The 25,246-nt window shown below is 46.4% G+C and carries 21 protein-coding genes and 1 pseudogene; 5 read left to right on the forward strand and 17 right to left on the reverse strand.

The window, feature by feature from the left end:
• The first annotated feature begins 39 nt into the window (after window positions 1-39).
• The gene (locus A3EU_RS0109125; protein ID WP_020535844.1) at window positions 40-657 is read left to right on the forward strand and encodes a hypothetical protein; all 618 of its coding nucleotides are present in this window, start codon (window positions 40-42) and stop codon (window positions 655-657) included.
• Window positions 658-659: 2 nt separating this feature from the next.
• Here the strand turns inward: A3EU_RS0109125 and A3EU_RS0109130 are convergent, their stop codons facing one another.
• The 6 genes and pseudogenes from A3EU_RS0109130 to A3EU_RS35380 form a co-directional block, all read right to left on the reverse strand.
• Window positions 660-1,235 carry a Crp/Fnr family transcriptional regulator gene (locus A3EU_RS0109130; protein WP_020535845.1) on the reverse strand — a complete coding sequence of 192 codons (576 nt, stop codon included), beginning with the start codon at window positions 1,233-1,235 and terminating at the stop codon, window positions 660-662.
• A gap of 20 nt (window positions 1,236-1,255) precedes the next feature.
• Window positions 1,256-3,508, reverse strand: coding sequence for a xanthine dehydrogenase family protein molybdopterin-binding subunit (locus A3EU_RS0109135; protein ID WP_020535846.1), 2,253 nt, complete (start codon window positions 3,506-3,508; stop codon window positions 1,256-1,258).
• A gap of 172 nt (window positions 3,509-3,680) precedes the next feature.
• The gene (locus A3EU_RS0109140) at window positions 3,681-4,139 is read right to left on the reverse strand and encodes a (2Fe-2S)-binding protein (RefSeq protein WP_020535847.1); all 459 of its coding nucleotides are present in this window, start codon (window positions 4,137-4,139) and stop codon (window positions 3,681-3,683) included.
• An 11-nt stretch (window positions 4,140-4,150) separates the two neighbouring features.
• Window positions 4,151-6,391, reverse strand: a complete 2,241-nt coding sequence (locus A3EU_RS0109145; protein ID WP_020535848.1) for a xanthine dehydrogenase family protein molybdopterin-binding subunit — start codon at window positions 6,389-6,391, stop codon at window positions 4,151-4,153.
• A gap of 78 nt (window positions 6,392-6,469) precedes the next feature.
• Window positions 6,470-6,847, reverse strand: a complete 378-nt coding sequence (locus A3EU_RS35375; RefSeq protein WP_044085649.1) for a DUF4440 domain-containing protein — start codon at window positions 6,845-6,847, stop codon at window positions 6,470-6,472.
• A gap of 84 nt (window positions 6,848-6,931) precedes the next feature.
• Window positions 6,932-7,300 (reverse strand): annotated as a pseudogene (locus A3EU_RS35380) (cupin domain-containing protein); the annotation flags it as partial.
• A 155-nt stretch (window positions 7,301-7,455) separates the two neighbouring features.
• On the opposite strand from A3EU_RS35380, the gene A3EU_RS0109155 reads away from it, so the two are divergent.
• Entirely contained in the window at window positions 7,456-8,352 is an 897-nt protein-coding gene (locus tag A3EU_RS0109155) for a helix-turn-helix domain-containing protein (protein WP_020535850.1), read from the forward strand.
• A 42-nt stretch (window positions 8,353-8,394) separates the two neighbouring features.
• Here the strand turns inward: A3EU_RS0109155 and A3EU_RS0109160 are convergent, their stop codons facing one another.
• The 5 genes from A3EU_RS0109160 to A3EU_RS0109180 all read right to left on the reverse strand — a co-directional run bounded on the left by A3EU_RS0109160 (window position 8,395) and on the right by A3EU_RS0109180 (window position 14,490).
• The gene (locus A3EU_RS0109160) at window positions 8,395-8,907 is read right to left on the reverse strand and encodes a hypothetical protein (protein WP_020535851.1); all 513 of its coding nucleotides are present in this window, start codon (window positions 8,905-8,907) and stop codon (window positions 8,395-8,397) included.
• Window positions 8,891-9,349, reverse strand: a complete 459-nt coding sequence (locus A3EU_RS0109165; RefSeq protein ID WP_020535852.1) for a GNAT family N-acetyltransferase — start codon at window positions 9,347-9,349, stop codon at window positions 8,891-8,893. Before A3EU_RS0109165 ends, A3EU_RS0109160 begins: the two co-directional genes overlap by 17 nt.
• Before the next feature lie 12 nt (window positions 9,350-9,361).
• The gene (locus A3EU_RS0109170; RefSeq protein ID WP_020535853.1) at window positions 9,362-10,468 is read right to left on the reverse strand and encodes a hypothetical protein; all 1,107 of its coding nucleotides are present in this window, start codon (window positions 10,466-10,468) and stop codon (window positions 9,362-9,364) included.
• Between the two features lie 62 nt (window positions 10,469-10,530).
• Window positions 10,531-11,412: an NmrA family NAD(P)-binding protein gene (locus A3EU_RS0109175; RefSeq protein WP_026211305.1), complete on the reverse strand. Its 882-nt coding sequence runs from the start codon at window positions 11,410-11,412 to the stop codon at window positions 10,531-10,533.
• A gap of 45 nt (window positions 11,413-11,457) precedes the next feature.
• Window positions 11,458-14,490 (reverse strand): WD40/YVTN/BNR-like repeat-containing protein, encoded by a 3,033-nt coding sequence (locus tag A3EU_RS0109180; RefSeq protein ID WP_020535855.1) that lies wholly within the window; start codon window positions 14,488-14,490, stop codon window positions 11,458-11,460.
• 98 nt (window positions 14,491-14,588) lie between these two features.
• Between A3EU_RS0109180 and A3EU_RS0109185 the strand changes: the two genes are divergently transcribed.
• Window positions 14,589-15,416 carry a hypothetical protein gene (locus tag A3EU_RS0109185; protein ID WP_020535856.1) on the forward strand — a complete coding sequence of 276 codons (828 nt, stop codon included), beginning with the start codon at window positions 14,589-14,591 and terminating at the stop codon, window positions 15,414-15,416.
• 106 nt (window positions 15,417-15,522) lie between these two features.
• On the opposite strand, the gene A3EU_RS29925 is transcribed toward A3EU_RS0109185, so the two are convergent.
• Window positions 15,523-17,595, reverse strand: coding sequence for a DUF4832 domain-containing protein (locus A3EU_RS29925; protein ID WP_020535857.1), 2,073 nt, complete (start codon window positions 17,593-17,595; stop codon window positions 15,523-15,525).
• 178 nt (window positions 17,596-17,773) lie between these two features.
• On the opposite strand from A3EU_RS29925, the gene A3EU_RS0109195 reads away from it, so the two are divergent.
• Window positions 17,774-19,564, forward strand: coding sequence for a carboxypeptidase-like regulatory domain-containing protein (locus A3EU_RS0109195; protein WP_020535858.1), 1,791 nt, complete (start codon window positions 17,774-17,776; stop codon window positions 19,562-19,564).
• Window positions 19,565-19,664: 100 nt separating this feature from the next.
• Here the strand turns inward: A3EU_RS0109195 and A3EU_RS0109200 are convergent, their stop codons facing one another.
• The 3 genes from A3EU_RS0109200 to A3EU_RS0109210 form a co-directional block, all read right to left on the reverse strand.
• Window positions 19,665-20,618 carry a transketolase family protein gene (locus tag A3EU_RS0109200; RefSeq protein WP_020535859.1) on the reverse strand — a complete coding sequence of 318 codons (954 nt, stop codon included), beginning with the start codon at window positions 20,616-20,618 and terminating at the stop codon, window positions 19,665-19,667.
• A 57-nt stretch (window positions 20,619-20,675) separates the two neighbouring features.
• Window positions 20,676-21,518, reverse strand: a complete 843-nt coding sequence (locus A3EU_RS0109205) for a transketolase (protein WP_020535860.1) — start codon at window positions 21,516-21,518, stop codon at window positions 20,676-20,678.
• 210 nt (window positions 21,519-21,728) lie between these two features.
• Window positions 21,729-22,001: an HU family DNA-binding protein gene (locus A3EU_RS0109210; RefSeq protein WP_020535861.1), complete on the reverse strand. Its 273-nt coding sequence runs from the start codon at window positions 21,999-22,001 to the stop codon at window positions 21,729-21,731.
• Between the two features lie 225 nt (window positions 22,002-22,226).
• On the opposite strand from A3EU_RS0109210, the gene A3EU_RS0109215 reads away from it, so the two are divergent.
• Window positions 22,227-22,421: a hypothetical protein gene (locus A3EU_RS0109215; RefSeq protein WP_020535862.1), complete on the forward strand. Its 195-nt coding sequence runs from the start codon at window positions 22,227-22,229 to the stop codon at window positions 22,419-22,421.
• A 152-nt stretch (window positions 22,422-22,573) separates the two neighbouring features.
• Here A3EU_RS0109215 and A3EU_RS0109220 read toward each other — a convergent pair whose 3' ends face one another.
• Together A3EU_RS0109220 and A3EU_RS32650 are read right to left on the reverse strand one after the other, a co-directional pair.
• Window positions 22,574-23,815, reverse strand: a complete 1,242-nt coding sequence (locus A3EU_RS0109220; protein WP_020535863.1) for an ABC transporter permease — start codon at window positions 23,813-23,815, stop codon at window positions 22,574-22,576.
• Window positions 23,808-25,241 (reverse strand): ABC transporter permease, encoded by a 1,434-nt coding sequence (locus A3EU_RS32650; RefSeq protein ID WP_052331292.1) that lies wholly within the window; start codon window positions 25,239-25,241, stop codon window positions 23,808-23,810. Before A3EU_RS32650 ends, A3EU_RS0109220 begins: the two co-directional genes overlap by 8 nt.
• Window positions 25,242-25,246 lie beyond the last annotated feature (5 nt).

The raw sequence follows: 25,246 nt of genomic DNA on the forward strand, positions 1-25,246 counted from the left end.
CGGATGATTACAGCTGACCTTTGAAGAAAATTACTTCTTATGAGACAGCATTTCATTTTTTCAATCGCATTATGTTTTCTGATTCTTACAACGGCTTCCGCCCAAACAGCTGACGAGAACACGTTTACACCAAAACATTTCATTGGCAGCACCTTTTTTGTATTAGCTACGCCAATCCTTTCGCCATCGCCCGAATATTATCAACTCAATTACGGTTACCGATTCAGCCCTAAAGATGTGATTTCCATCGAGGCCATCACCTGGGCGTACCGAGGACCACTGGGCATACCTTACGGGCCTGATTATGACAATGAGAGCTCCAACTTTCCCGGCAAGGTAAAAGCCTATGGCCTCGGGCTGGCTTACAAGCGGTTCTTATGGAAAGGCATTTACGGGCAAGTACACGCTACGGCCTTTCGGCAAAACTACCTGGATGAAGGAGGGGATAAGATTCAACACGGGTTTCAACTTTTTACGACCCTCCGGTTTGGTTATCACTTTGAGTTGTTTAATAACCGCCTATTTATAGAGCCTTCCATCGCCGCTACCAGTTGGCCCATCAACACCAATCTGCCTGCCTCTTTTCAGGCTGAGGAAGATAAGTGGAATAAGTACTTTTTATTCGAACCAGGATTGCACTTTGGGGTGAATTTTTAAGTTCACTTAACCGCGAGACGCTTTCTTATTCTGGAAAGCGTCTCCGGTTTTACTCCCAGATAACTAGCGATTTGATGCTGCGGCACCCGCTGGAGTAAGTCTGGCCGAGTGGCTTGCAACGAAAGGTATTTATCTTCTGGCGTTTTTCTGGCAAAGGCTTCCGTTTCCTCGTTTTTTTGGCCCACCATCTTCTCGAATTCTACCCGGCAGATCGCTTCAAACCGAGGAAACCTTTTGTATAAAGCGGCTTCCTTTTCTGTATTGATAACCGCTACCGTCGCCTTTTCTGAACAAACGAAAAAATACTTCGACGGACTTTGGTTGGCCAAGCTATTAAAATCAGCAACAGAATCACCCTCGGTGTAAAGCCCCGAAGTAACTTCCTCTCCGTCTTCAATATGGTACCTTCTGATGCAGCCTTCAATGACCAAAAATGCATCTCTGGCAATTTGCCCTTCCTTTAGCAAGAAAGTGCCTTTCCCGAATATTTTGATTGGAAAACTTTGCTCGATGGCCTGCTTCTCTTCCGTGGAGAGCCCGGTCATTTGAGACAATTGTTCTACGAGTATGTGGCTCATCTATTATTCGTCTTTTACGCCTATCCCAAAACCTGTTTATCTCCAAGGAAAGGTTGGTCATATTGTCTTTCGCCTGTGGCTTTGAAAATAGCATTGGCTACGGCTCCAAAAATAGGGGGAAATGGTGGTTCTCCCATGCCTGTCGGAGCGATTTCGTTTTGCACAAAATGCACGTCAATTTCTTTAGGAGCTTCACCCATCCTGATCATGCGGTATTTATCAAAATTACTCTTCTCCGGCACACCATCCTTGAAGGTCAGCTCTCCGTAAAAAGCATTCCCGATACCATCTGTGATAGCGCCTTCGGCCATGTTTTTAGCAGCATCCGGGTTCACGACGATGCCGCAATCAATAGCGCAACATACTTTTTGCACCACAGGCTTGCCCTTTTCTATCGTCAAATCCAGAACATGAGCAGCATAGGTGTTATGGCAAAAATACGCCGACACGCCTCTATGGACATTCCCTTGGTTTTGCCCCCAGGCCGCTTTTTCGCGAACGAGCTCCAATACTCCGGCATAACGCTCGGCATCATAGTCATTTTCTTCCCCAACCGGGTTATCTTTCGCTTGTTTCAGTAAGTCGAGTCGGAATTGAATCGGATCCTTACCCGCAGCCTCGGCCACTTCATCCAGAAACGACTGTTCGGCCCCAGCCATAAAATTGGAGCGTGGCGCACGATAAGCCCCGATGGTAATATTGGAGTCAATCGACCATTCCTCTGCCAAATAATTGGCTACCGCACCGGCAGGGAAACGATTGGCAAACAAGGGGCTTTCTGGAATACCACCCGCTTTCACATGTAGTGCTACCAGGTTGTTGTTTTCATCCAAAGCAGCCCGGTAAGTAGCTTGGTAGGTGGGGCGATAAATACCGTTGGTCATATCGTCTTCACGCGTATAGATCAGCTTTACAGGAGCATGTACTTTTTGCGAGATCAACGCCGCTTCCACCACGTAGTGAGCATACGCTTTACGACCAAAACCACCGCCCATTCGTGGCATTTCCATTTCGATATTTTCCGCCGGAATTCCCAGGCCAGCAGCAATGGTAGGGATGATAAAGCCCGGGATTTGGATCGGCGCGGCAATCGTTGCTTTATCTCCTTCTACATGCGCAAAAGCGTTGATCGGCTCCATGGAGTTGTGCGCTAGATAGGGCGCGGAATAGCTTCTTTCAATAACCTTTGCGGCATTCTCAAAAGCCGCCTGCGGGTCGCCGTCCTGGCGGACGATCTTCCCTGGCTTGCTCGCTACTTCCGCTATTTGCGCCTTATGGCTATCCGTAGATTCCAGGCCAGCGGGAGTATGCTTGGTTTCTTTTCCTCTAAATCCATTGATCGTTTCGGTAGTTGCTGTAATGGGTTTCCAGCTAGCTTTCAGTTCCTTTTTTGCCTGCATCACTTCCCAGGTAGAGTTGCCGACAATAGCGACCAGCTCAGGGAATGCATTGGTGTCAAACCCTCCCTTTTCATATCCGTCGGGGAAGCTTTTTATCGTAACGATCTCCTTGATCCCGGGCATTGCTTTCGCGGCTGCATCATCTACCGATTCCAGGGTCAGACCAAAAGCGGGTGGATGCACGATCATGGCAATCAACATTCCTTTCTTATGGTAATCCATCCCAAATAGGGACTGGCCTTGAACGATACTTTTGGCATCTACATTCTTGCGGGAGGTGCTAATGATCCTAAAATCCTTCACCTCTTTCAAGGTCACTTCTTCCGGGATGGGCAACTTTGCTGCCGCCGAAGCCATTTCTCCATACCCCGCTGAGCGGTCGCTGGCTTGATGGTGCAACATGCCAGTGGTGGTGGTCACTTCTTCCAAGGGTACTTGCCAAGCTTGAGCCGCCGCTTGCCGTAGCAGGTGCTTGGCCGATGCTCCAGCCATCCGTAGCGGTTCCCATCTCGACATGATGCCCCGACTACCGCCCGTAAACTGAAAACCGAAATTTTCAGGATGATAAGGCGCTTGCTCCACCAGCACTTTGTCCCAATTCACATCCAATTCTTCGGCCACCAGCATCGGCATCGAGGTACGAACATTCTGCCCAAATTCAGGGTTGGGCGTATAGATCGTCACCACACCGTTGTCTCCAATTTTCAGGTAAGCATTGATCTCAAACCAGGCCTCTGGCATCGCCATCACCTCTTCTTCCGTCTTCGACTGGCAAGAACTCAACCAGCTAAATCCAAGCATCATACCGCCTCCTGTCAAAGCAGCGGATTTCAAAAAAGAACGGCGACCAATGGATGTTTTAAGGGTAGTCATCTTATATTAGTTTAATCTTTGTATTAATAATCCGGGGCCTCCCTTCGGGCGCTACGTTCTGTAGCTCTCTCTCTTCGCTCGGCCCCCAGGAAAACCTGGGGTCTGGCCTAACCGGCCACTACGTCACATCGCTAGGCCAGGGTTTCCACCTGCTTTGCAGGGGTGTTTACAACTATCCTACTTTCGCTGCCGTTTTTATGGCTGCTTTTATTCGGGTATAGGTGCCACAGCGGCAGATATTGCCGTGCATAGCCATGTCAATATCCTCATCGCTGGGCTTGGTGTTGTCACTCAACAGCGCAGCAGCACTCATAATTTGCCCTGCTTGGCAATAGCCGCATTGTGGCACATCATGCTCCAGCCAAGCTTGCTGAACAGGATGATCTCCCTGCTCAGAAAGCCCCTCAATAGTAGTTATCGCCTGATCGCGCACCGCAGAAACAGGAATGATACACGAACGCATCGCAACCCCATCAAGGTGAATGGTGCAAGCTCCGCACTGCGCAATCCCGCAGCCATATTTTGTTCCCACCAGATGGAGGTGATCCCGCAATACCCATAGTACCGGCGTCGCAGGGTCGACGTCTAGTTGGTGATTTTTGCCGTTAATTTTCAAATTAAAATTTGCCATGGTTTAATTTTTTAGTCTAGGTTAAACGGTTGATCGTACAACCGCTTTCCGGTTGCCTGGTACATTGCATTTGCTAATGCGCCAAAAACGGGTGGGAAAGCTGGTTCGCCCAAGCCTGTGGGGTCAATATCGTTTTGTACAAAGTGAATCGCTATTTTTTTCGGTGCTTCCGACATCCTGATCATTCGGTACTGATGGAAGTTATTTTTCTCGGGCACGCCATCTTTGAAGGTTAATTCACCGTACAGGGCGTTTCCTATCCCATCTACGATAGCTCCTTCCGATAAGTTGATCGCCGCATCCAGGTTGATCACGATGCCACAATCAATGGCGCAGGACACCCGTTCCACAATAGGTTTATTGTCCTCGACCTTTACCTCCAAAACCTGTGCCGAATAGGAATTATGACAGTAGTAAGCCGCTACGCCTCGATGCGTATTTGCGGGAGTATTGCCCCAGTCTGATTGATCCCGCACCAGTTCCAAAACGCCTGCATAGCGCTCTGCATCGTAGTCATTGTTTTCGCCCACGGGCTTGTCCTTTGCCCGTTGGAGTAATGCTAAGCGGAAATCAATAGGGTCTGTCCCCACCGCCTCGGCAACTTCATCCAGGAAGGATTGTTCGGCACAAGCGATAAAATTGGAGCGAGGTGCCCGAAAGGAACCAATGGTGATATTGGAATTCACGATCCAGCTTTCCGCGAGGTAGTTGTCGACGGCTCCGGCAGGAAAACGGTTGGCGTACAGCGGGCTTTCGGGGATACCTCCTGCATTAATGTGTAGGCCCGTCAAGTTGTTATCTGCATCAATAGCGGCGCGATAGGTGGCCTGGTAGGCCGGGCGATAAATCCCCCCCGTCATATCATCTTCCCGGGTGTAAATCAATTTTACGGGGGCGTTCATTTTTTGCGAAATGAGTGCGGCCTCCACGACCCAATGGGCATAAGAGCGCCTGCCGTATCCACCTCCCAGCCGTGCCAATTGGATGTTGATCGCTTCGACGGGTAGCCCCAAGCGGGCGGAGAGGGTTTTTTCGGTCAATTCTGCTTTTTGTAAAGGCCCGATCAATTCTGCTTTTTCTGCGGTTACGTGCGCAAAGAAATTCATCGGCTCCATGCAGTTGTGAGCCAGAAAGGGAGCCGTGTAGGTCCGTTCAATAATTTTTGCCGCATTTTTAAAGGCCGCTTCCGGATCGCCATCTTTGCGGACTACCTGCCTTGGTAGGGCTGCGCTTTCTACCATCCTCGCCAGGTGATCAGCGGAGTTCTCCAAGCCAGCAGGGATGGTAAACGTTTGCTTTTCGCTGCCGTAGGGCGTCCGCTCTTCCGTATAGGCCGCGAAAGGTTCCCATTCAATGGTAATGGCCTTTTTCGCGTTCATCACTTCCCAGGTGGTATTGCCCACAATAGCCACCACTTCGAGAAAAGTACAAGTATCAAAATGCTGCCTTTCGAAGTCGTCCTCCAACACCTTCACCGTGAAAACATCCTGAATTCCGGGCATGGCTCGAACAGCGGTATCGTCTACGGACTTTAGTTTCACACCAAAGGCTGGTGGGTGAACAATCATGGCAATGAGCATACCTTCCTGCCGGGTATCTATCCCAAACAAGGGTTGGCCGGTTACAATTTTTTTTCCGTCAACGTTTTTCTGAGAAGAGCCGATGATATTAAAAGCTTTGACCTCCTTCATTTGCACTTCTTCGGGGATGGGGAGTTTAGCGGCCGCTGCGGCCATTTCTCCGTAGCTCGTTGATTGGCCACTTGCCTGGTGGTGCAATACGCCTGCTCGGGTAGTCACTTCAACTACGGGGACCTGCCAGGTCTGGGCCGCTGCTTCCCTGAGCATTTGCCGGGCCGTTGCTCCAGCCATTCTCAGGCCATTCCAGCCGTGTCGAATCGCTTGGCTGCCGCCAATAAACTGACGGCTGTACAATTCGGTATTCAAAGGGGCTTGTTCTACGATGACATCCTTCCAGTCTACATCCAGCTCCTCAGCCACAATCATGGGCATGGAGGTCTTGACATTTTGCCCGCCTTCCGGGTTGGGAGACATGATGGTGACCTGTCCGTTATCTCCAATTTTTAGATAACCATTGAAATCGAACCACGCTTTAGCAGGGGGCGCAGCATCTTTGTCGGAGGAGGACTCGCAAGCGGTAAACCAACAAAAATTAAGCATCATTCCTCCTCCGGCGATGGCGGTGGTTTTAAGAAAAGACCGTCTGTTGAAGGAAGTTTTTACGCTGGGCATTGGCTGCTCTTTTTCTGCAAGAAACAAATTACGAAAATCTTTGTGGAATGAATAAAGCTCAAGGCTGCTTAGTGCATCTCAATTCAACAACTTCGTAAAGGACAAAGCAGCTAATTTCCATTCACCTTCTTGTCTTTTGTACACTTCTGTCACCATAAATGGATTCGTGACTTCGTTACCTCCAACAACGGCCAGTAGGGTTATGCGGTTCAGTAAGATGGCGGTATCATCAATGATGTTTACCGATACTTCATGGATGTCCGCCTGCTTGTAGTGAATGCCTCCGCTCTGGATGATCTCGAGTTCTTTTTCTTTTCCCCAACTTCCTCCCATGTGAACGAAGACGGCATTTTCATGGAAAAGATCAGCAAGGATATCCACTTTTTTTTTCGCCATCCACTGCCATTTCTCTTTGGAGAGCTCAATGATTTCCTTTCCTACTGCACTGTTGTTCATTCCGTCCGTTTTGATACTATTGTATGCTTCATCTGTCAATTTTTCTAGCCATTGGGTGGGTTGGTTTCCGGTAATTGCGAGGTAAGCGAAATCACTGTCCGGAGTTGCAGCATGCCAATGTTCCACACCAGGGAGACATTTGATGACGTCTCCTTTCTGAACAACTTGCACTGGCTTGTCTCTTTCCTGATAGTAGCCAATACCATCAGTGATGAGCAGTTGCTGTCCGGCAGGGTGAAGATGCCAATCTAATTTGGCACCAGGAGCAAAAGTTGCAAGCGTAAGATTATAATCGAAAGGAGCATCAGCGTCACTTACATGATAGAGCCAAACATCTCCGGTATGGTGAACGTTGGGTGCTTTTTCTCCTTTCGGGAAAAGAGGTGTTTCTTGAGCTACTAGCGGAGCGTAAAATGCGGCAAGCAATAAAAAGGAATAGTATATCAGTTTCATCGATCTTTGTTTATTGCTACAAAGATCATTGGAAAAACCTGTACCTGTGTTATACAGATTACTGTAAGACCTACCAATATTGCTGATTACGGGCAGCCTTTGTGTTTAATGGGCTAATAAAGCGGTAAATTTGAAATAGATAACTAACTAAGATTATGGATAACTTAATTCGGTTTGAAACCGTCAGTGATTATAATGTCTTCAACAATGCAGAGACCCTGCACCCGATGGTGAGTGTGATTGACATGGCGAAGGCCAACCCAAGACATGCTTACAATATGTATTTTGGCTTCTACACCGTCTTTCTAAAAGAAGTAAACTGTGGTGATCTGCGCTACGGGAAAAACACTTACGACTACCAGGAAGGAACCTTGGTATTCATCGCGCCCGGACAAGTAGTGCGGGTAGAGAACACGGGCGAAACTTACCAGCCGAAAGGCTATGCCCTTGTTTTTCATCCCGATTTAATTCGAGGCACCTCACTGGGGGGGAGCATCCAGGATTATACCTTCTTCAGTTATCACTCCAATGAGGCACTCCACATTTCAGAGCGAGAAAGAAAGATTGTACTGGATTGCTTCACCAAGATTGCCTATGAATTGGAGCACGCCATTGACAAGCATAGTAGAACACTCATCGTTTCAAATGTTGAAATGTTGTTGAATTACTGTATTCGTTTTTACGACCGTCAATTCATTACCCGTGATGAGGTGCACAAAGGCGTTTTAGAAAGGTTTGAGCATTTATTGAATAATTATTTCCAAACCAATCGACCGCAGTCTCTTGGCTTACCATCAGTAGCTTGGTGCGCCAACGAATTAAATTTTTCCGCCAGCTACTTTGGTGATCTCGTAAAAAAAGAAACCGGTAGAACAGCTCAGGAATACATACAGGCTAAAGTGATTGATATGGCCAAGGAAAGAATCTTTGACCAAAGTAAATCCATTAGTGAAATTGCTTACGAATTGGGCTTTAAGTACCCACAGCATTTTACCCGGCTTTTCAAGCAAAAAACAGGAATAGCCCCAACGGAGTATCGGGCGTTGAATTAACTTAACGTGTGGTTTGCTCGCCCTGAAAAACGAGTAACTATTTTATGTTCGCTTTACGATTATTTGCTCTTCTCTAAACGCTTCAATAAGCGTGTTTAGGATGTCTTCCTCCTCTGTTTTTGTCTCTAAACCTTTAAAGGAAATATAGTAGTATTCGGTCAAGGAAATTTTAAAAAGTATACCGGTTTCGGAAACTAAACACTTTCGCATACTACTAAATGCATGCGATTTAGATACTTTATCATAGGTGATTTTTAAAGTATCCTTTGAAATCTCAAAGACCATATTCTTGTTAAAGATGGTCTCTTTTTCCTTTTTCTTGACCCAGCGCTTCTCTCTACCTGGGTATTTGATTATTTCAAACAAGCCAATTGCCACCATAGGCAGACCAATTAATTTGTTTTCCTCATTCAACAGGTAAATAAGTGTGCCAACTATAAGGAATATAATAGCTAGAAGGAATTCATTTCTACCTAGGAATGTAAAATTGAAAGAAGACTTTGCGTGTTCTTCCAATAAGCTTCGGCTTTGTTTTTGATTAATTACGAATTTCATTATTGTTTAGTTGCATGTGAAATATGGGATATGGCTTACCAGTACCGTCCAGTGCCGAGCGGCTATAGATCTTGAAGCCAAATCTTTCGTAAAACCCAAGTGCCTGCTTATTGTCTTCATTGACATCCACCTTCGTGACGCCTTGCTCTTTGATCGCGTATGCTAGGAGTAGTTTTCCTATACCATTCCCTCGCTCATCAGGGTGAATAAACAGCATTTCCAAGTTGGTTTCTGCTACACCACTGAATCCAATGATTTCCCCATCCGCGTTTTTCACACACCTTAATTCCACGGCATCCAGATAGGTATTCAAAATCAAAGGCTTAAAGTACGCAATGTCCTCTTCTTTCAGAAAATGATGGGTGGCCCTAACGGATAGCTCCCACACATCAACGACTTCTTGATATTCCGATTCTTTTATTTCTTCGACTTGGTAATTCATTTCAGACAGTTTCTACAACCAATTATTGACCACCCAGAACAAGATCAGAAAAAAAATAGTACAAACGATCAATTGCATATATGCCTCCTGGCTGAGTGGTGTTTTATTTAAGATCACTACTCCACTTAAAAATGTGATAAAGCAAATAAGCGCTGCGTATTTGCCTAGCAAATTCAAATCATTATCAAGTCGATCAGTATAATCCATTCTATACGTTTTAAGGGCTGTAATGGATTTAAAAACAGGGCTATAATCGAAAACTACTTCGCTTTCGTCTCCATCAAAAGAGTATACATTATCGGTACTAAAACGGAATCCTTTTTGTGTGTAATGGGTAGCTCCTGTATTAAACCCCAACCGCGTCTTCCAAACCGTTTCTATTACAAAATCTGTTGTCGTTCTCTTTGGTAATAAATAGAAGTCGACTACGTACAAGACAGAGATAAAAAGTAACAATTGATATATCTTCCTCGAAACACGTACAACGTTTTCCTTCATCATCGGATAATGATATTGAAGCGGAGCTAGTTTGTTGTCTTTGATTAGATCCGTAATTAGTTCCAGTACCTCTTTACCATCTGCGATCCTCTCAAAGGAGGTATGGTCTCTTCTTTTTCCGGTTACAAAATCAATGGTCTTGATCCTCTTTTTATTGTGATTTGGAAACAACAAGGTCGTCGTATCGTCTTGATAGCTGATTGGTGATATTGATATCACTTTTGAAAGAGGAATCGCCGCTATTTTCTTAAAAACGAGGTAGTCAAATCTGATGAGCAGGTAGTTAGAAGTGACGGCGTACCTGATCCGTTTGTTCGACTTGTTTCTTAATAATTCAAAAACAAAGACCAAACAGACTCCTACTAGACTAAAGGGCAAAGCGGCCACTAATCCATCTTCTCCATAGATCACTCTTGCGAGGACAAACAGTACCATTAAATAAATGATAAAATTAGAGGACGCTCCTATCATCACATCATGATAGGGCCTACTTTCTAAAAGACGAATAGACATATCTACTTGAGGGTTACCCTCCCAGAAGATTTTTTCATTGCTTCTAACATATTTACCCCACACCGGGTGGGTTTCTTCGTCTAAAATATGGTCATATCTACTACCCATATTTAAGTCGCATTAAGCATATTGAATGTAGTTTGGAATCTGATTTTCAAAGTTCTTAACGCTCACTTTGAAGATGGTTTTATTTCGTCTTTTTCTCTTTCGAGAAATTCAGCCAAAGAAGTAGGCTTCTTGCCCGTAATACTATAAAAATCATTTGTAATTTCAGGTTCTTCTTGTATTCTTGGCAAAAAATGAAGCATGGTCATCACCAAAGCGAAACCAGACTTCCTACCTTCTTTTCTCTTTTTGAAGTAGAAGCTCAGCGGATTCCTACTTTTAAACGTAATATCTTCCCCTGTAACCTTGCTCATTAGATCCGCGACCTCTTGAAAATGTTTGTTTTCTTCCCCTGTTATGATGTAAGCATTGTTATGATATTCCTCAAATGATTTAATCAGTACAGCAGTGGCTTCTCCAATATTTTTTACGTCAATCCAGTTGAATTTAGCTTGCGCCGAAGGCAGGGTAATCGTTTGGTCTTTCCGTATTTCAGGAAGTAGGGTGGTTGTCAGGTTTTGCATAAAATAGCTAGGGCGTACAAAAATGTATTTGAACCCCAACGATTTAATAAGCCTTTCGATCTTGTTATGAGGAATCACAGTGCTTTTTTCTGCCCCCTGCACCGATAGGAATACAACCTTATCGACGCCATTTTCTTTAGCGGATAACAAAAGAGGTCGAAAAATCACTTCCACCTGTGAAATAGGAGGCGGGCGAAGTAAAAAAAGGATATCAATATCTTCAAATGCTGTATCAAATAACTCCTCGTTTTCAAAATCAAACTGCCTATAGCTTAAGTTTTGAACGGCAGGAAGCTTTTCTTTAGCAGTTTCAACATTTCGGACAGCAGCAATTATTTCAGATGCTTGATCCAATTCACATAGATAGTGAATTACTTCTCTACCTATGTTGCCTGTTGCTCCTGTTATGAGTGTCCTTTTCATTACCTCTTCCTGTCAATTAAAAGCTAGTGGCCTGTCGAATATGCATTATCTCGCCCCTTCCACACTTTCTTCCAACTCATTGAGCTGCTTGGTCAGTTCGGCCAGCCGAGCGTAGGCATCATCTCCGGGGTGTTGGTCGGCACCGCGTAGCATATACCCCAGGTACCCGATTTGGCCGAGTAATTTTGGCTGGGGATAGATCATATCTTCCTCCGTCTGTAACTGTGGTAAAGCCCTGCTCAATGCTTCCGCATAGGCTTTCTGAGTGCTATCCTCATTGGCTGTTTTTAGTGCTTTCTCCCATGACTGCTCCAGCTTACGGGCACGTGTAAGAAGGTTGGTAATTTCTGTCGTCAATGCGTATTGCGCCTTCATGTCAGCAACCGAGACACCTGTCGCTATGACCCTGGGATCAGGTAATAGATAAAACTGCTGACTCGCCTCCCATGTTCCTACTTTCATGGTAAGGGTATACTCGCCGGGATTTACCAGCGCGCCATTGCGATATGACCTGTTTTTGTTGGCCGACCATGGGCCGCGTGCCTGCATGTCCCAGCGGTAGCGCTGCAAGCCAGGTTTGGCACTCAAAGCCCTGGTGATCAAATACTCTTGCTGGTTGAGGCCCATGTTTTCGACCAACTCTCGACTAGCTTTGATGCTATCACTGGCCAAAGTTGTTATCCAAGCACCATCCGGGCCGGAAATTTGTAGTTCAACCGGAGCTTTGTTTCCTTTTGGCACAAAATAATCCACCCATACCCCCGGGCTTGTATACTCCAAGTCCTCATTGTTACTGCGCCCCATTGGAGAACGATGACGAATAGTGGCGGGAATGGTAAATAGATGTGGCTCGTCGGCCAAATCAGCCAAAGCTTCATCATGGAGAATACGCACATTATCCATGATCCAGAAGCCCCGTCCCATCGTTGATAAAACCAAATCTCCCTGATGGATTTTGATATCCGTGATTGGCGTCACCGGCAGGTTCTGTTGGAAGGATTGCCAGGTCTGGCCATCGTCCATAGACAGGAACATCCCAAATTCTGTGCCTGCATACAAAACACCTGCACGTTCAGGGTCTTCTCTGACGACTCTCGTGGGAAAATCCTGCGGGATACCACTCTTTGGGCCACTCAGCAGTGTCCATGATTTTCCGTAATCATTGGTACGATAAAGGTACGGTCGCCAGTCGCCCAATTGATAGCGTAGCACAGCAATATAAGCCTTGGCTGCATCGTGTGGCGAAGGCTCTACGGCGTCTACCCGCCCGCCTTTGGGCAAGGAAGCTGGTGTCACGTTTTGCCAACTGCCACCGTTGTCGCGTGTAACATGGACGGGGCCATCATTAGCACCCACCCAAATGATACCTGCCGTAATCGGCGATTCCCGAATAGCATAGATGGTGCTGTAGAATTCCTCTCCTGTAATGTCTCTCGTAATCGGGCTGCCTGAAATCACTTGCTTATCGGCCTCAAAAGCCGTCAAGTCAGGAGAAATAATTTCCCAAGTCTGCCCATCATTCTTGGTGCGGTGTACGTACTGCGAAGTGTGATAAATCACATCGGGGTTGTGAGGAGAGACATGAATAGGTGACACCCTCTGGAAGCGAAACTCCAGGTCTTTGGGATTGTGTCCATACATATTGGAGGCTCCCACATAGTAGGAGCGCTCTACGCCGGTACGCTTGTCGAATACGCCGAAGCGGCCTTTACAATTACTGTAAACGATGTTATGATTGCCGGGTTTCGGTACCGCAGGGCCCGTTTCACAACCACCGGTGTTAATAACCCAACCCATACCAGCCGCTTGCCGCGAATCTGGCGGAAGGCTAGGCACGGCAATGGTCGTATAATTATCTTGCTGCCCACCATAAAGCCAGTAAGGGAACTGATCATCTACTTCGACTTGGTAAATCTCGGCAGTGGGCTGATTAAACTGCGTCGACCAGGTTTTTCCACCATTATGGGTAACGTTGGCACCACCGTCATTGGCCTGAATAAACAACTGAGGGTTATCAGGATTGATCCACATATCGTGGCTATCTCCGTGCGGAGGATTCATGCGCTGCCAATCTTTTCCGCTATTATCTGAACGATAATACCCCGTAGCCAGGGAGTAAACCACCTCACAATCTTGAGGGTTGACCCGAATATTGGTATAATAAAAAGGACGCGACCGAAGGCCACCAAAATCCGATACTTGCGTAAAAGAAGCCCCTTGATCGACGGACTTATACAGTCCTCCTTCTTTATTTGGTGCCTCTACCAATGCGTAAACAATGCGAGAATCGGCAGGACAGACTGCTACATCAATTTTACCAATTAGGTTACTGGGCAAGCCTTTGGTGACTTTATCCCAAGTGTCTCCACCATCGACCGATTTATAGACGCCACCTTCCTCTGCTGTTCCACCGCTGATGATTGTCCAAGGCTTACGGATGGCTTTCCAGGCGGCGGCAAAGAGGATATTCGGATTACCCGGCAGCATTTCCACATCAGAAAAACCTATTTCATCAGAAAGGAAAAGCACCTTTTCCCAGCTACGTCCGCCATTACGGGTACGAAATATACCACGTTCGCTGTTTGCCTGAAAAGGCTGTCCAATGCCTGCTACGAAAACCGTATTGTGATCTTCCGGGTGAAGGATGAGGGCACCAATTTGGCCAACCCTTTCTAGTCCGACTGGCGACCAGGAATTACCCGCATCAATAGATTTGTAAACGCCCTTGCCTACAATCACATTGCTACGCAAACCATCAGAACCAGTACCGGTATAGACAATATTAGGATCTTTTTGCGCAACGGAAATAGCACCTATAGAAGGTGTGGGCAGGAAGCCATCACTGACATTATGCCAAGAAGTCCCGTAATCGGTCGTTTTCCAAATACCTCCTCCTGTGGCTCCGAGATAGAAGGTGCCGGGCTCCATGGCTGTGCCTGCAACCGCCGTTACTCTGCCACCACGAGTAGGGCCTACTGCACGGTATTGCAGTACGTCCAGCGAGGGTTGTGCATAAACAAAAGCTATCTCAAAAAAAGAAATGACTATCGTGAATAAGAAGGTCGATAATAATCGCATGCGAATTTGGTATATGGTGAACAGATGGGATGGGAAGATAAGAAGAAATCAAAATTTACCAGTACCTTTATTCTCTATTATGTACCAACTTGCTTTCTATGTCTTTTCCTCCGGAGCCTTCCGAAAGTAATATCAGCGGCATTTATAATTATTGTTTTCGCTGGTGTGAACGCTGTCCTTTTACGGATCGTTGCGGCAATTATCAGCTCCTGGATGAACTGGATGAAGATCACCATAGAAAGAAGGTTCAACGCGTATTTCGGCAAGTACCTCTACTTTTTACCGACGTATTAAATGCGCTAAAAAAATCGTGCGAACGAGCAAATTACGATTGGGAAGATATTAAATGTGACGTAGACCAAGAGATCGTTGCTACTTCGGAAACATCCCTGCGAGAGCTGGATCAGCTTTCCCGACAATTTACCATTGCGCTCTTGCGCTGGTTTGGCGAATACCGCAGCCAGGAAAAACCCACCAGCTGGCACGATGCTCAGGAAATATTACAATGGTATGGTGCCCTTCTTTCGTCAAAGACCCACCGAGCCGTCAATTCCCTGGAAGAACCCTGGCCTGACATGCCGCCCGACAATAGCGCCGAAGGCATAACCAGTGACGGCAATGGCAGTGCCAAGATTGCGTTACTGGCCATGGCTCGCTGTTTGGCAGCGATATCCGTGATGCTTCAAGAGCCCGCAGGTTTTGAAGAAGAACTCCTCACCTTCACACTCGATATCTTGCGCATGCAACAAGCACTGCGTCACTTTTACCCTTATGTGAATGCCTTTGAAAGAGTCGCCTTTGATGAAGAAGAATACCAGGAAGAGATAGAGGCATTTTATGAAGGTTACCTCCCGCTTGACCCCTTCCGTGATGGGCCCTGGGCGGCAGTAGGTAGTCGCGCGCCACAGGAGGAGGTGAGGAGGTGAAGGTGTAGACCGAACGTTAATCGTACCAATACGATCTACGGTTAGGCTACGGAGTTCAGTTACAAACCTGCTTACCCCGCGAAGCGAGGTAGAGTGAATCCTCGCCTTATCTAATAACAAGCTTGACAGCTTCTTGGTATTTAGTATCACTACAGCGGACGAAATAGACACCAGGAGCAAGGCTAAGACTCAGGAGCAATGATTGTTGCTGAAAATCGTGAGACTGTAGCCAAACAGACTGACCGTTGCTGTCAAATATTTCGACGATTGTCTGGTGTAAATGAGCACTTTTTAGTTCAAAAGTACCGTCACTGGGGTTAGGGAATACCGCTAAAGGAGACTCCGCTGTTGGTAAGCTCGCTTCCCTAATGACCGAATAACTATAGCGGTCATCCCAGTCCATTTGCTTGAGGCGATAGAAATATTTTTGATTATTAAACGGCCCTTGATCGGTGTATTGGTAATTTCCATCACCTGATTGCTCACTATCTACCCAGCCAATATCAGCAAAATCTCGGCCGTTGGTACTGCGCTCTATTTGAAAACCTTGGTTGTTTTCTTCTGCACTCACCTTCCAATAAAGCTTGATTGCCTTGTCGGTTGAGGCAACACTGAAGTTTAGCCAGGTAACTGGCAGTGGAGAGCTAATGCTAAAAGTAGTGGAACCAGCACAAGCCGATCCTGTGGCAGTATTGTTTACAGTAATGGTATGCCCAAGCTGGTTGAAACCAGTATTGCTCTCCCATACATCGTCGGAGTTCGGGAGTGTATTTGCAAGGCGGATGGAATAGTTGGGGTTGCCATAAAGCGTCGGTTCAGGGTCAGGCAGATGAAGCAAGAGTTCGTATTGCCCAAATGGGATGTTATTGGGTAAACAAAACGTCTGATTCAGGTTGGTCGTCGTTCCGGGCTGCCATTGTTGGGGGTTACTGTTAGGAGCCGCATAATATAGATCATTTGTAGTGGTATTTCGTAGGATGTACTCCACTCCACGCGGGTTAAAAGGGGCAGCGTAGCCTTCATTGGTGATGCTAAGGTCGAGCGTTACCTGCTGACCAGGTTGGGCTTCCGCTGGGAAACTGCCGGATTGTAGTACAAATCGATAGCCTAGTTTGAGTTTAATATCATCCAGGCAAACCCCAATCCACTGGTTATTGACATCAGCATTGTTGTAATCGGAGTTGAGAAACGAATAATGAAAAAGCGCGAGGTCACTATCTGCTCGGCCACCATCAGCGCTACATTGCTCATCACCACTCATATCTACATTGGCCGCACAGGTTTCTCCACCCACCACGACCGTTTGTGAATCCTGAGCTTTGTAATTCCTAAGATCAGTAACCATTGTTGTGTGCGCAGGCGACCATTCGTCGTAATTGGTAAAGGTGCCAAAATCTGCATTGCTTGCCAGAAAACAATCATTGTGAAAACCGATCCTGCCACCACTTGGTGCACTGGTTGTTGGTGCAGCATTGCCGTAGACGAATTTTTGCTTTTGTTGTGGATAGCGCACCTGAATCATACGATTTTCAGGGAGTGCTGCCAGTAGTGCGGTAATTACTTCGTTTCGGTCATCCCAGTTCTGGGCGGTCAGATAACCAGTACCACCATCTTCAGGTAGAGCGGCAAATCCGAAATGGTCAGTGTAGTAGCCTTCGCCGTATACTCCAATAAAGCCAGACTGGACGGCAGCGATTACATCAGCATTAGCTTGTAAGATGGGGGCTATTTGTTGGATATGACTCAAAACCTGACTCTTAGTTGCATCTCCGTAAGGAGGAGGGTCATCATCTCCTTCGTTAATGTAAGAAAATCGCACAATCAGCTTTGCACCTGCATTTCGAATGGTGTTGAAATCGGTCTGCATATCCTCCAGGAAGGCTTCGGAAATCGGGCCATTTATAAAATTCGTAAGCATAAAATACCGGTAGACCAGGGTACTGTGAACCTGATAATTGGCCTGCCAGGGCATAAAGTCGTTTCGCAAACCTGCTATGCCTCCTTCATCGAGCAACCCGTCATTCGAATTCGTAGGGTAGTAGAAACCGCGTTCCGGATTAGGGAAGTCAATCGACGAATTGGTGTAATTGACATTGGTTTGTGCTACGAGTAGAAAGGGGAAAAGAAAAACGAATAGGATAATGTAGGAAGAGGTTCTGAGAAGGGGGTGAGGGGCCATTATTGTTGGTCTTTGGGAGGTAAGCATATAAATAAATAGAGCGTTTTGTGCCGCTAAATTTACAGAATAGTAGGGAGTGTATGCAGCACATTTTGGCGGTAGCTGATTCTTTTAATACATATAATTATCACATAAGTGATTGATTTTGTTTGATTCATCACTTACAAAACGCGCGATCATGAAAAATTTATTGCTCTTGTTTTTTAGCTTTCTCCTGTTGTTTGGATGCCAAAAAGAAGACCTCCCTTCTGTTTCTGGTGGGTTAACAGTGCTTCCTTCCGAACCCGTCACAGCCCTGTTGGGTGGGCAGATTAGCACAGAGGAAAGTCTACCCGTAGCTGGGGCTAAAGTTATCGTAGGCACGCAAGAAGTTACGACGGATGCCAATGGCTTCTTTCTGTTTCCTTCCTTACAAATGAACCAGAATGGTACGGCTGTTCAGGTACAAAAAGAAGGCTTTTTTAATTACGTTACCTGGATTTATCCCTCCGCAGCATCCCAGAATTTTGTGAATGTAAACTTGTTACGTCGAGAGACCGTCGCCAGTTTTATGGCTTCAGAAGGGATTATCTTCGATCTTGAAGAGGCGCGCATTGAACTACCCACCGCAGGTTATGTCGATGCTACAGGGCAACCGTACACCGGTAGGGTAGAGGTCGCAGCCCGCTGGCTGGATGCTGCGGACCCGACCCACTTGAACAGCCAGGCGGGAAGTAGTATGGGGTTGACAGAAGAGGGCGATTATCAGAGTATCCTACAAACGGGTACCTTGATACTGGAACTTTTGACCCCTACGGGAGAAGAACTAGCCTTGGCCGAGAACGTGACAGCGAAACTACGGTTACCTGTAGCCGAGCAATGGAGGGGAGGCGTAACCTCTGAACGTCCGATGTGGTACCTTGATGAGGAGCAAGGAATATGGATAGAAGATGGCAAAGCAAGCTGGAAAGGCGATTATTACGAAGCCGAAGTAAGCCACTTTACCTTCTGGTGCTGCTGTCCGCCTTTTCCTCCTGTAAATCTTTATGGACGGTTGATTACTGCCGATAACGAGCCTATTGTACAACGCATTGTTAGTATGGAGGTCATCAATACAGGACTATTACAAGGCGGTGTGCGTACCAATGGATTAGGCCGATTTAGCGGCTTTGCGCCGGAAGACGAGGAGCTTCGTATGGTTGTCTGGAATGCTTGTGGCGAAGAAGCATACAGTGAAAATATCGGAAGTCATACGACCACGACCGATCTGGGGACTTTTGTGCTCACCAATGAATATTATTTTCGGTTTGCGGGGCAGGTACTTGATTGTAATTTTGAACCGCTCCCCAATGCTTTTGTCACTGTTCGCCATAATGGTTACAACCGCACCTATATTGCCGATGGGGCAGGAAACTACACAATGGGTCTCTACCTATGCGCTCAAAGTGGTAGTGCTGTACCATTTGAACTACGCCTTGCTGATATCAATACCGGTTTTGTATCGCCTTGGTTAGAGCAGGAGCTCATGCATGATATGGACTTCAGTGTGCAGTTGGCCTGTACAACGCCGGAAGAGGATTTTATTGAAGTGAATTGTGCTGGCGAAACAAGGGTCTTCCTTACGCCCGATGCAGGCATGTACTACGGTGGCACCCAATTGGCTATTTGGGATTCTTTGAATGTTGTTGGCCAAGGTGGAGGCGTTACCGAAGTGAAGATTTTTGGAGAAGGAAATGTTTTTCCTTCTGCTGGATCAATCCTGAATTCTATAGAGGTGGAGTATCAATTTATAGCGATCAATGGCGATCAGTTTAGGATGGCTTGTTACGAAGGCAGTAACATTCCTTGTAATAACTTTAGTGTTACGATCACCGAAAATGAAGGCCCTGGTGGCTATGTGGCAGGGGTGTTTAGTGGATCATTGATCAATAGTCAAAACAACAATCAAGAGACGTCGTTAAATGGCAGATTCCGCGTTAGGCAACCTTGATAAAACATTATGGTTGTTAAATATCCTGAAAGAAAAAGTGGCTACGCGATGCATCGCGTAGCCACTTTTTTAAAAGTATGGTGTCTCTACAGAAACATAATTATTTCCGTGCTAGTGCACGCTTGGCGGCTTTCACCACATCGGCGACACTGAGGCCATATTTGTCTAGTAGTTCCGCAGGAGTACCACTTTCTCCAAAGGAGTCGTTCACTGCTACAAATTCTTGTGGGACAGGGTGATTACCGGTGAGCACTTGCGCAATGGCATCACCGAGGCCGCCCATGCGGTTGTGTTCTTCACAACTGACGGCACAGCCCGTTTTCTTAACGGAAGCAAGGATAGCTTCTTCATCCAAAGGCTTAATGGTATGGATATTGACCAAGTCTACGCTGATCCCTTCTTTAGCCAGTTCTTTAGCAGCCTCAACGGCTTGCCAAACCATGTGGCCGGTAGCAAAAATGGATATATCCGTACCTTCTGCCATGTGCAATGCCTTGCCAATTTCGAAAGGCATATCTTCCGTAAACATCGGCCAGCTTGGGCGACCAAAACGGAGGTAGACAGGTCCATCGTGATGCGCAATAGCAATAGCGGCAGCTTTGGTCTGGTGGTAATCACAAGGATTAATCACGGTCATGCCAGGTAGCATCCGCATCATTCCTAAGTCTTCCAGAATCTGGTGAGTAGCACCGTCTTCGCCTAGCGTAAGGCCAGCGTGGCTTGCACAAATTTTTACGTTTTTGTGGCTGTAGGCAATCGACTGACGAATCTGGTCATAAACACGACCTGTCGAAAAGTTAGCGAAAGTAGTGGTGTAAGGAATCTTACCACCATTGGCTAGCCCTGCTGCAATCCCCATCATGTTCGCCTCGGCGATACCAATCTGGAAATAGCGTTCCGGGTAGTTGTCAATGAAGTTTTGAATTTTTAGCGAACCTGCCAAGTCAGCAGTCAGGACAACCACCTGGTCGTTTTCCGCAGAAATAGCATCAATACCGGCACCAAACCCGTCGCGGGTTGCTTTCTTGCCAGTGCTTTTTATATTATCGAGCATGATTGTTTGATATTATTATGGCTAACGCGCCTGAGCGCGTAGTCTCTTGAGAATGAATTAATAGTCACCTAAGGTTTCTTCCAATTGGGCCATTGCCTTGGCGGTCAGTTCTGCATCAGGTGCTTTACCGTGCCATTTGTGGGTGCCTTCCATGTAATCCACTCCTTTACCCATTTCGGTTTTCATGTCGATAAAGATGGGTTTGCCTTTACCGGTGAGCGATTTTGCTTTTGCGAGGGTCGCTACCACTTCCTCCATGTTGTTGCCGTCCATGCGGAGAACTTCCCAGCCAAAAGCGGCATATTTCTCGCCTAGATCACCAATGTCGAGTACCTCGTCAAGGCTGCCATCGATCTGTTGGTTATTACGATCAACAATGGCAATGAGGTTGTCTACTTTGTTATGTGGTGCAAACATTACAGCTTCCCATACTTGCCCTTCTTCCTGCTCACCATCTCCCATCAGGCAGAAAACTAGCTGTGGGTCGTTGTTGAGTTTCTTGGCCAGCGCAGCACCAATGGCTACACTAAGGCCCTGGCCTAAAGAACCAGAAGCTGTACGAACACCAGGAAGACCTTCGTGGGTCGTTGGGTGTCCTTGTAGGCGAGTATTCAACTGACGAAAGGTAGCCAGCTCTTTCACTGGAAAGTAACCGCTACGTGCGAGTACGCTGTACCAAACCGGAGAGATGTGGCCATTAGATAGGTAGAACATATCCTCCTGATCGCCACTCATGCTGAAGCTGGTATCGTGCTTCATGGTCTCAAAATAGAGCGCTACCAATAGATCTGCGCAGCCAAGGGATCCCCCTGGGTGCCCGGATTGGGCGTCAGCTACTTGCCGGACAATGTCACGTCGTACCTGTGAGGCGATCGACTTTAATTCTGCAATATTTGCCATAATAGGTATTTGTTATAGCGGATTAACCACTACTTTTTCAGTTGATTGATCTGGAATGCTTTGCTGGAACGAAGTTAAGGCAAAGATTTGGCCGAAAAAAATAATGCCAGTTTAGAAACCAAAAGAAGTAATTAATCAATGCTTTGCCAAAGCAAAAGGGCAACCCAGTTTCCTGGATTGCCCTTTTAGTTATATAACGAACCAACTGAATTAGTTCAGGGCGTCCGTTAATTTTTTACCAGCTTTGAACTTAGCTAAGTTCTTAGCGGCGATCTGGATAGTTTCACCCGTTTGTGGGTTACGGCCAGCACGTGCAGCACGGTGGCTTACGCTGAAAGTACCAAATCCGATCAAAGTAACAGAGTCATCATTCTTGAGGGCCTCGGTGATTCCGTCTAATACGGCATTCAGAGCGTCGTCTGCTTGTCCTTTGGTAATGCTCGCTGATTCAGCGATCTTGCTAATCAAATCTCCCTTATTCATTAATAATAGTTTTGGTTTAGGAAAATTGTGGAGGCAAATTTAAGCTTACGTTTGAATTACACAACCCCTAAGCCCCTATTTTCTTGAAAAAAATGGAAGTTAGGGGTGATTTTTCTTGGCTTATAATCCTTTTGCGTATACTTTTGAACCTTGGTTGTACTTTTTCGACGCCAAATTGCGTTCAAACACTGCTTCCTTGGCGAAGTAAAATTGAAAAATATCTTTATGAAACGTTTCCTATATCTGTTTTTGGCCTTTTTTCTGGTAGTTGGTACCAGTAGCTTGCAAAGCTGTAGCCGCAAATCGGGCTGCCCTGCCTATGAAACGACTAAGGTCAAAACCAAGCGCAACGGTAATCTTTCGAAGCGCAAAGGGAAAAGTGAACTATTCCCCAAAAAGATGCGGCGTAAAGGAAAATAGTGGTTGCGTAAAGTTTCGTTACTGATGTTTTTGTAGCCCCAAAACATCCCCGAGTTATATGGAATCGTTGGATTGAAAAGCGTACCCCAAAAACGATTTCATCTAGCTCAACGATCCAACGATCCAACGATCAACCATCTAACCAACAACCATTACCCATTCTCCCCCTCACTAATAGCCTCCCCTAAAAGGTTGAAAATAGTAACGGTAAGGAAAATAGCCATACCTGGAAATATAGCTAGCCACCAAGCACTTGGTGCTGAACGCGCAAAACGTAGCAATTTACCCCAGCTTGCTGTGTCAGCTGGCATTCCAATGCCTAGAAAAGATAGGCCCGCTTCGATGAGAATAGCTCCTGAAATACCAAAAGCCAGTGCTATGTAAACAGGCCCTAGTGCATTAGGCAGCGCATGTCGCCAAAGACTCCTCATCGGTGACACGCCTAGCACCTTAGCTGCTTGTATATATTCTAATGACCGAATTTGCAGCATCTCACCCCGAACAAAGCGGGCAACACCTGTCCAGCCTAGTAGCCCCAAAATCATAATGATAGAAAAGATACTGGGCTTAGGAACGATAGCAACAATGGATAGCAAGAGGAGAAGCCCAGGAATGGAGTTGATAGTCTCAATCACTCGCATGACGATGGTATCAATAGGTATAGTTACTTGCTTTTTACTACTGAAGGTTTTTTCAGCCAGCCAGCTACATAAAATACTGCCAGCGGCTATAAAAAATACACCGCCAGCAAAATAACTGATCTCCTGATCGGTGTCCAATAATGGGCGGCGTACCAAAAATCCCCAGTAAAGGCCCAAAAATGCACCAAAGAACCCTCCCAGTACCCGAGAGCGTTGAAGCCGTAGATCGTGGTTTCCAAAATAACCGGCGAGGCTCCCAAGGAGTATCCCAATAATTCCAGCCAGCAGCATCGATAGAATACCGATAATTAATGCAATGCGGGTGCCCCAGATCATGCCTGCCATTACATCTCGCCCCAAATCATCAGTACCCAACCAATGGCGATGACGCCAGTTTTTGACCTTCTGAGAACTGAAAGGACTGGTGTAACGATTATTATAAAGGTCAATCTGATTAGGAGCGTAGGGGATAGGTGGCCAGATATCCCATTGGTACTTGTCTTCTTTCCAGCGTTTGTTGGCCTGATCAGGAGGCCATTGGCTTATTCCTAAATCAACAGCTACTGCTTTGAATACAGGTGCGTACCACTGGTTGTCGTATTTGCAAAAATAGGGCTTGTCGTTGGCCAGGAAATTAGCGAATATGGCGATAAATACTAGAAACAATAATCCCCTTTTAGCCCAACGCCATGACCGGCGACGATTGATTCGCTCCAGGATTTTATATCTTATTTTATGAACTGAATTACCCATGAGCTCCCTGTTTTTGTTGATTGAGCTGAACACGAGGATCGGCCCAGGCATAAAGGAGGTCGGCGAGCAGTATGCCCACAATGGTCAGGATAGAAGTAAGTAATAAGAGCGCATAAACGACAGGCCAGTCTTTGCTAACAATAGAATTGATGGTCAATAATCCTATACCAGGAATATTGAAAATTTGCTCAATAATAATTGATCCGGCAATAGCGCGAGGTAGCAAGCTGCCAAACATAGTGATGAGTGGAAATAGCGCATTGGGGAAGGCATGTTTCCATAGTACTTGCCTTTGCGAAAGCCCTTTTGCTTTGGCGGTTCGAATAAAATCCGATTGTAGAATAGCGACCATGGAGGCCCTTACTTGGCGGGTGACAAAGGCCAGTGTGCCATAAACCATACAAAAGACAGGGAGAAAGAAGTGGTGTACCCTAACACCGAACCCTTCTAGCCAACTGGCCTCGGGGCCAATCTCGCCTACGCCCATGCTGGGGAAAAGATTTATCCACTCAGGGTTGGTCAGGAATTGGCAGAGCATTGTAGCGATCCAAAAACTAGGCAGAGCATAAAGAAAAAACAAAGCAAGGTTTAGCTGCCGTTCAAAGCCAGTACCCGCCTTAAGTGCAGCGTAGACGCCGAGAGGAATAGCTAACAAATAAGCAATCAAGATAGCACTGAGGTTGAGCCGAAGCGTCCAGCTAATAGCATTACCGATTTTCTCTGAAACATCTTGTGAGGTGATGGTGCTTACGCCTAAATCACCACTTGCGATTTTGCTTAACCAGCGATGGTACTGATTTTGTACGCCGTTCCAATGAAAGTCGGGCAGGTATTTCTTTCGAGAAAATGGAGCTTCTTGTAGTTCGGTGAAGTTTTGGCCTAGTTGAGTTACCCCTTTACCGCCGAAAGCGAAAAGGGCACTGTCTAAAAGAAGTTGTTCTTCCAGTAAGTTTAAACTGTTAGCAATTTCCGCTGGCTGATACTGAGTACTAAGGCGTTCTAGCTGGTTACGAACTTCAATGAGCGCATCACTGTGGAAGGAGAGGTCTGTACGGTTAAATTGAATACGTAAAGTCCGCAGTTGTTGGTAGTAGGCTTGCGTATGGTTCCAGTCATGGGGGAACTGTCCAATGAGGCGGCGAACATTGGCCTGGTCGGCCAGGGGAAGTATCCGATGGAGGGTATCGGGATATGCCGCCGTATGGATACTAAAATAGAAGAAGGGCAAATCCTGCCCTTCTTCTTTTGCCAGTCGCCAATAAGTTTCCAGGTATTCCTCGTAAGATTGAACACCATTTAGCGGCGGAGGCATCTTTTGATCTATTGGGTCACCTGGTGTACACTGGTTGAGCCCAAATACCAGCAGCGAAACTACTAGTAGGGTCGGGATCAATAGTGCAATTCTTTTCAGGGAGTACCTTAGCATCAAAA

The sequence above is a fragment of the Lewinella cohaerens DSM 23179 genome, from assembly GCF_000379805.1.
GTDB lineage: Bacteria > Bacteroidota > Bacteroidia > Chitinophagales > Saprospiraceae > Lewinella > Lewinella cohaerens.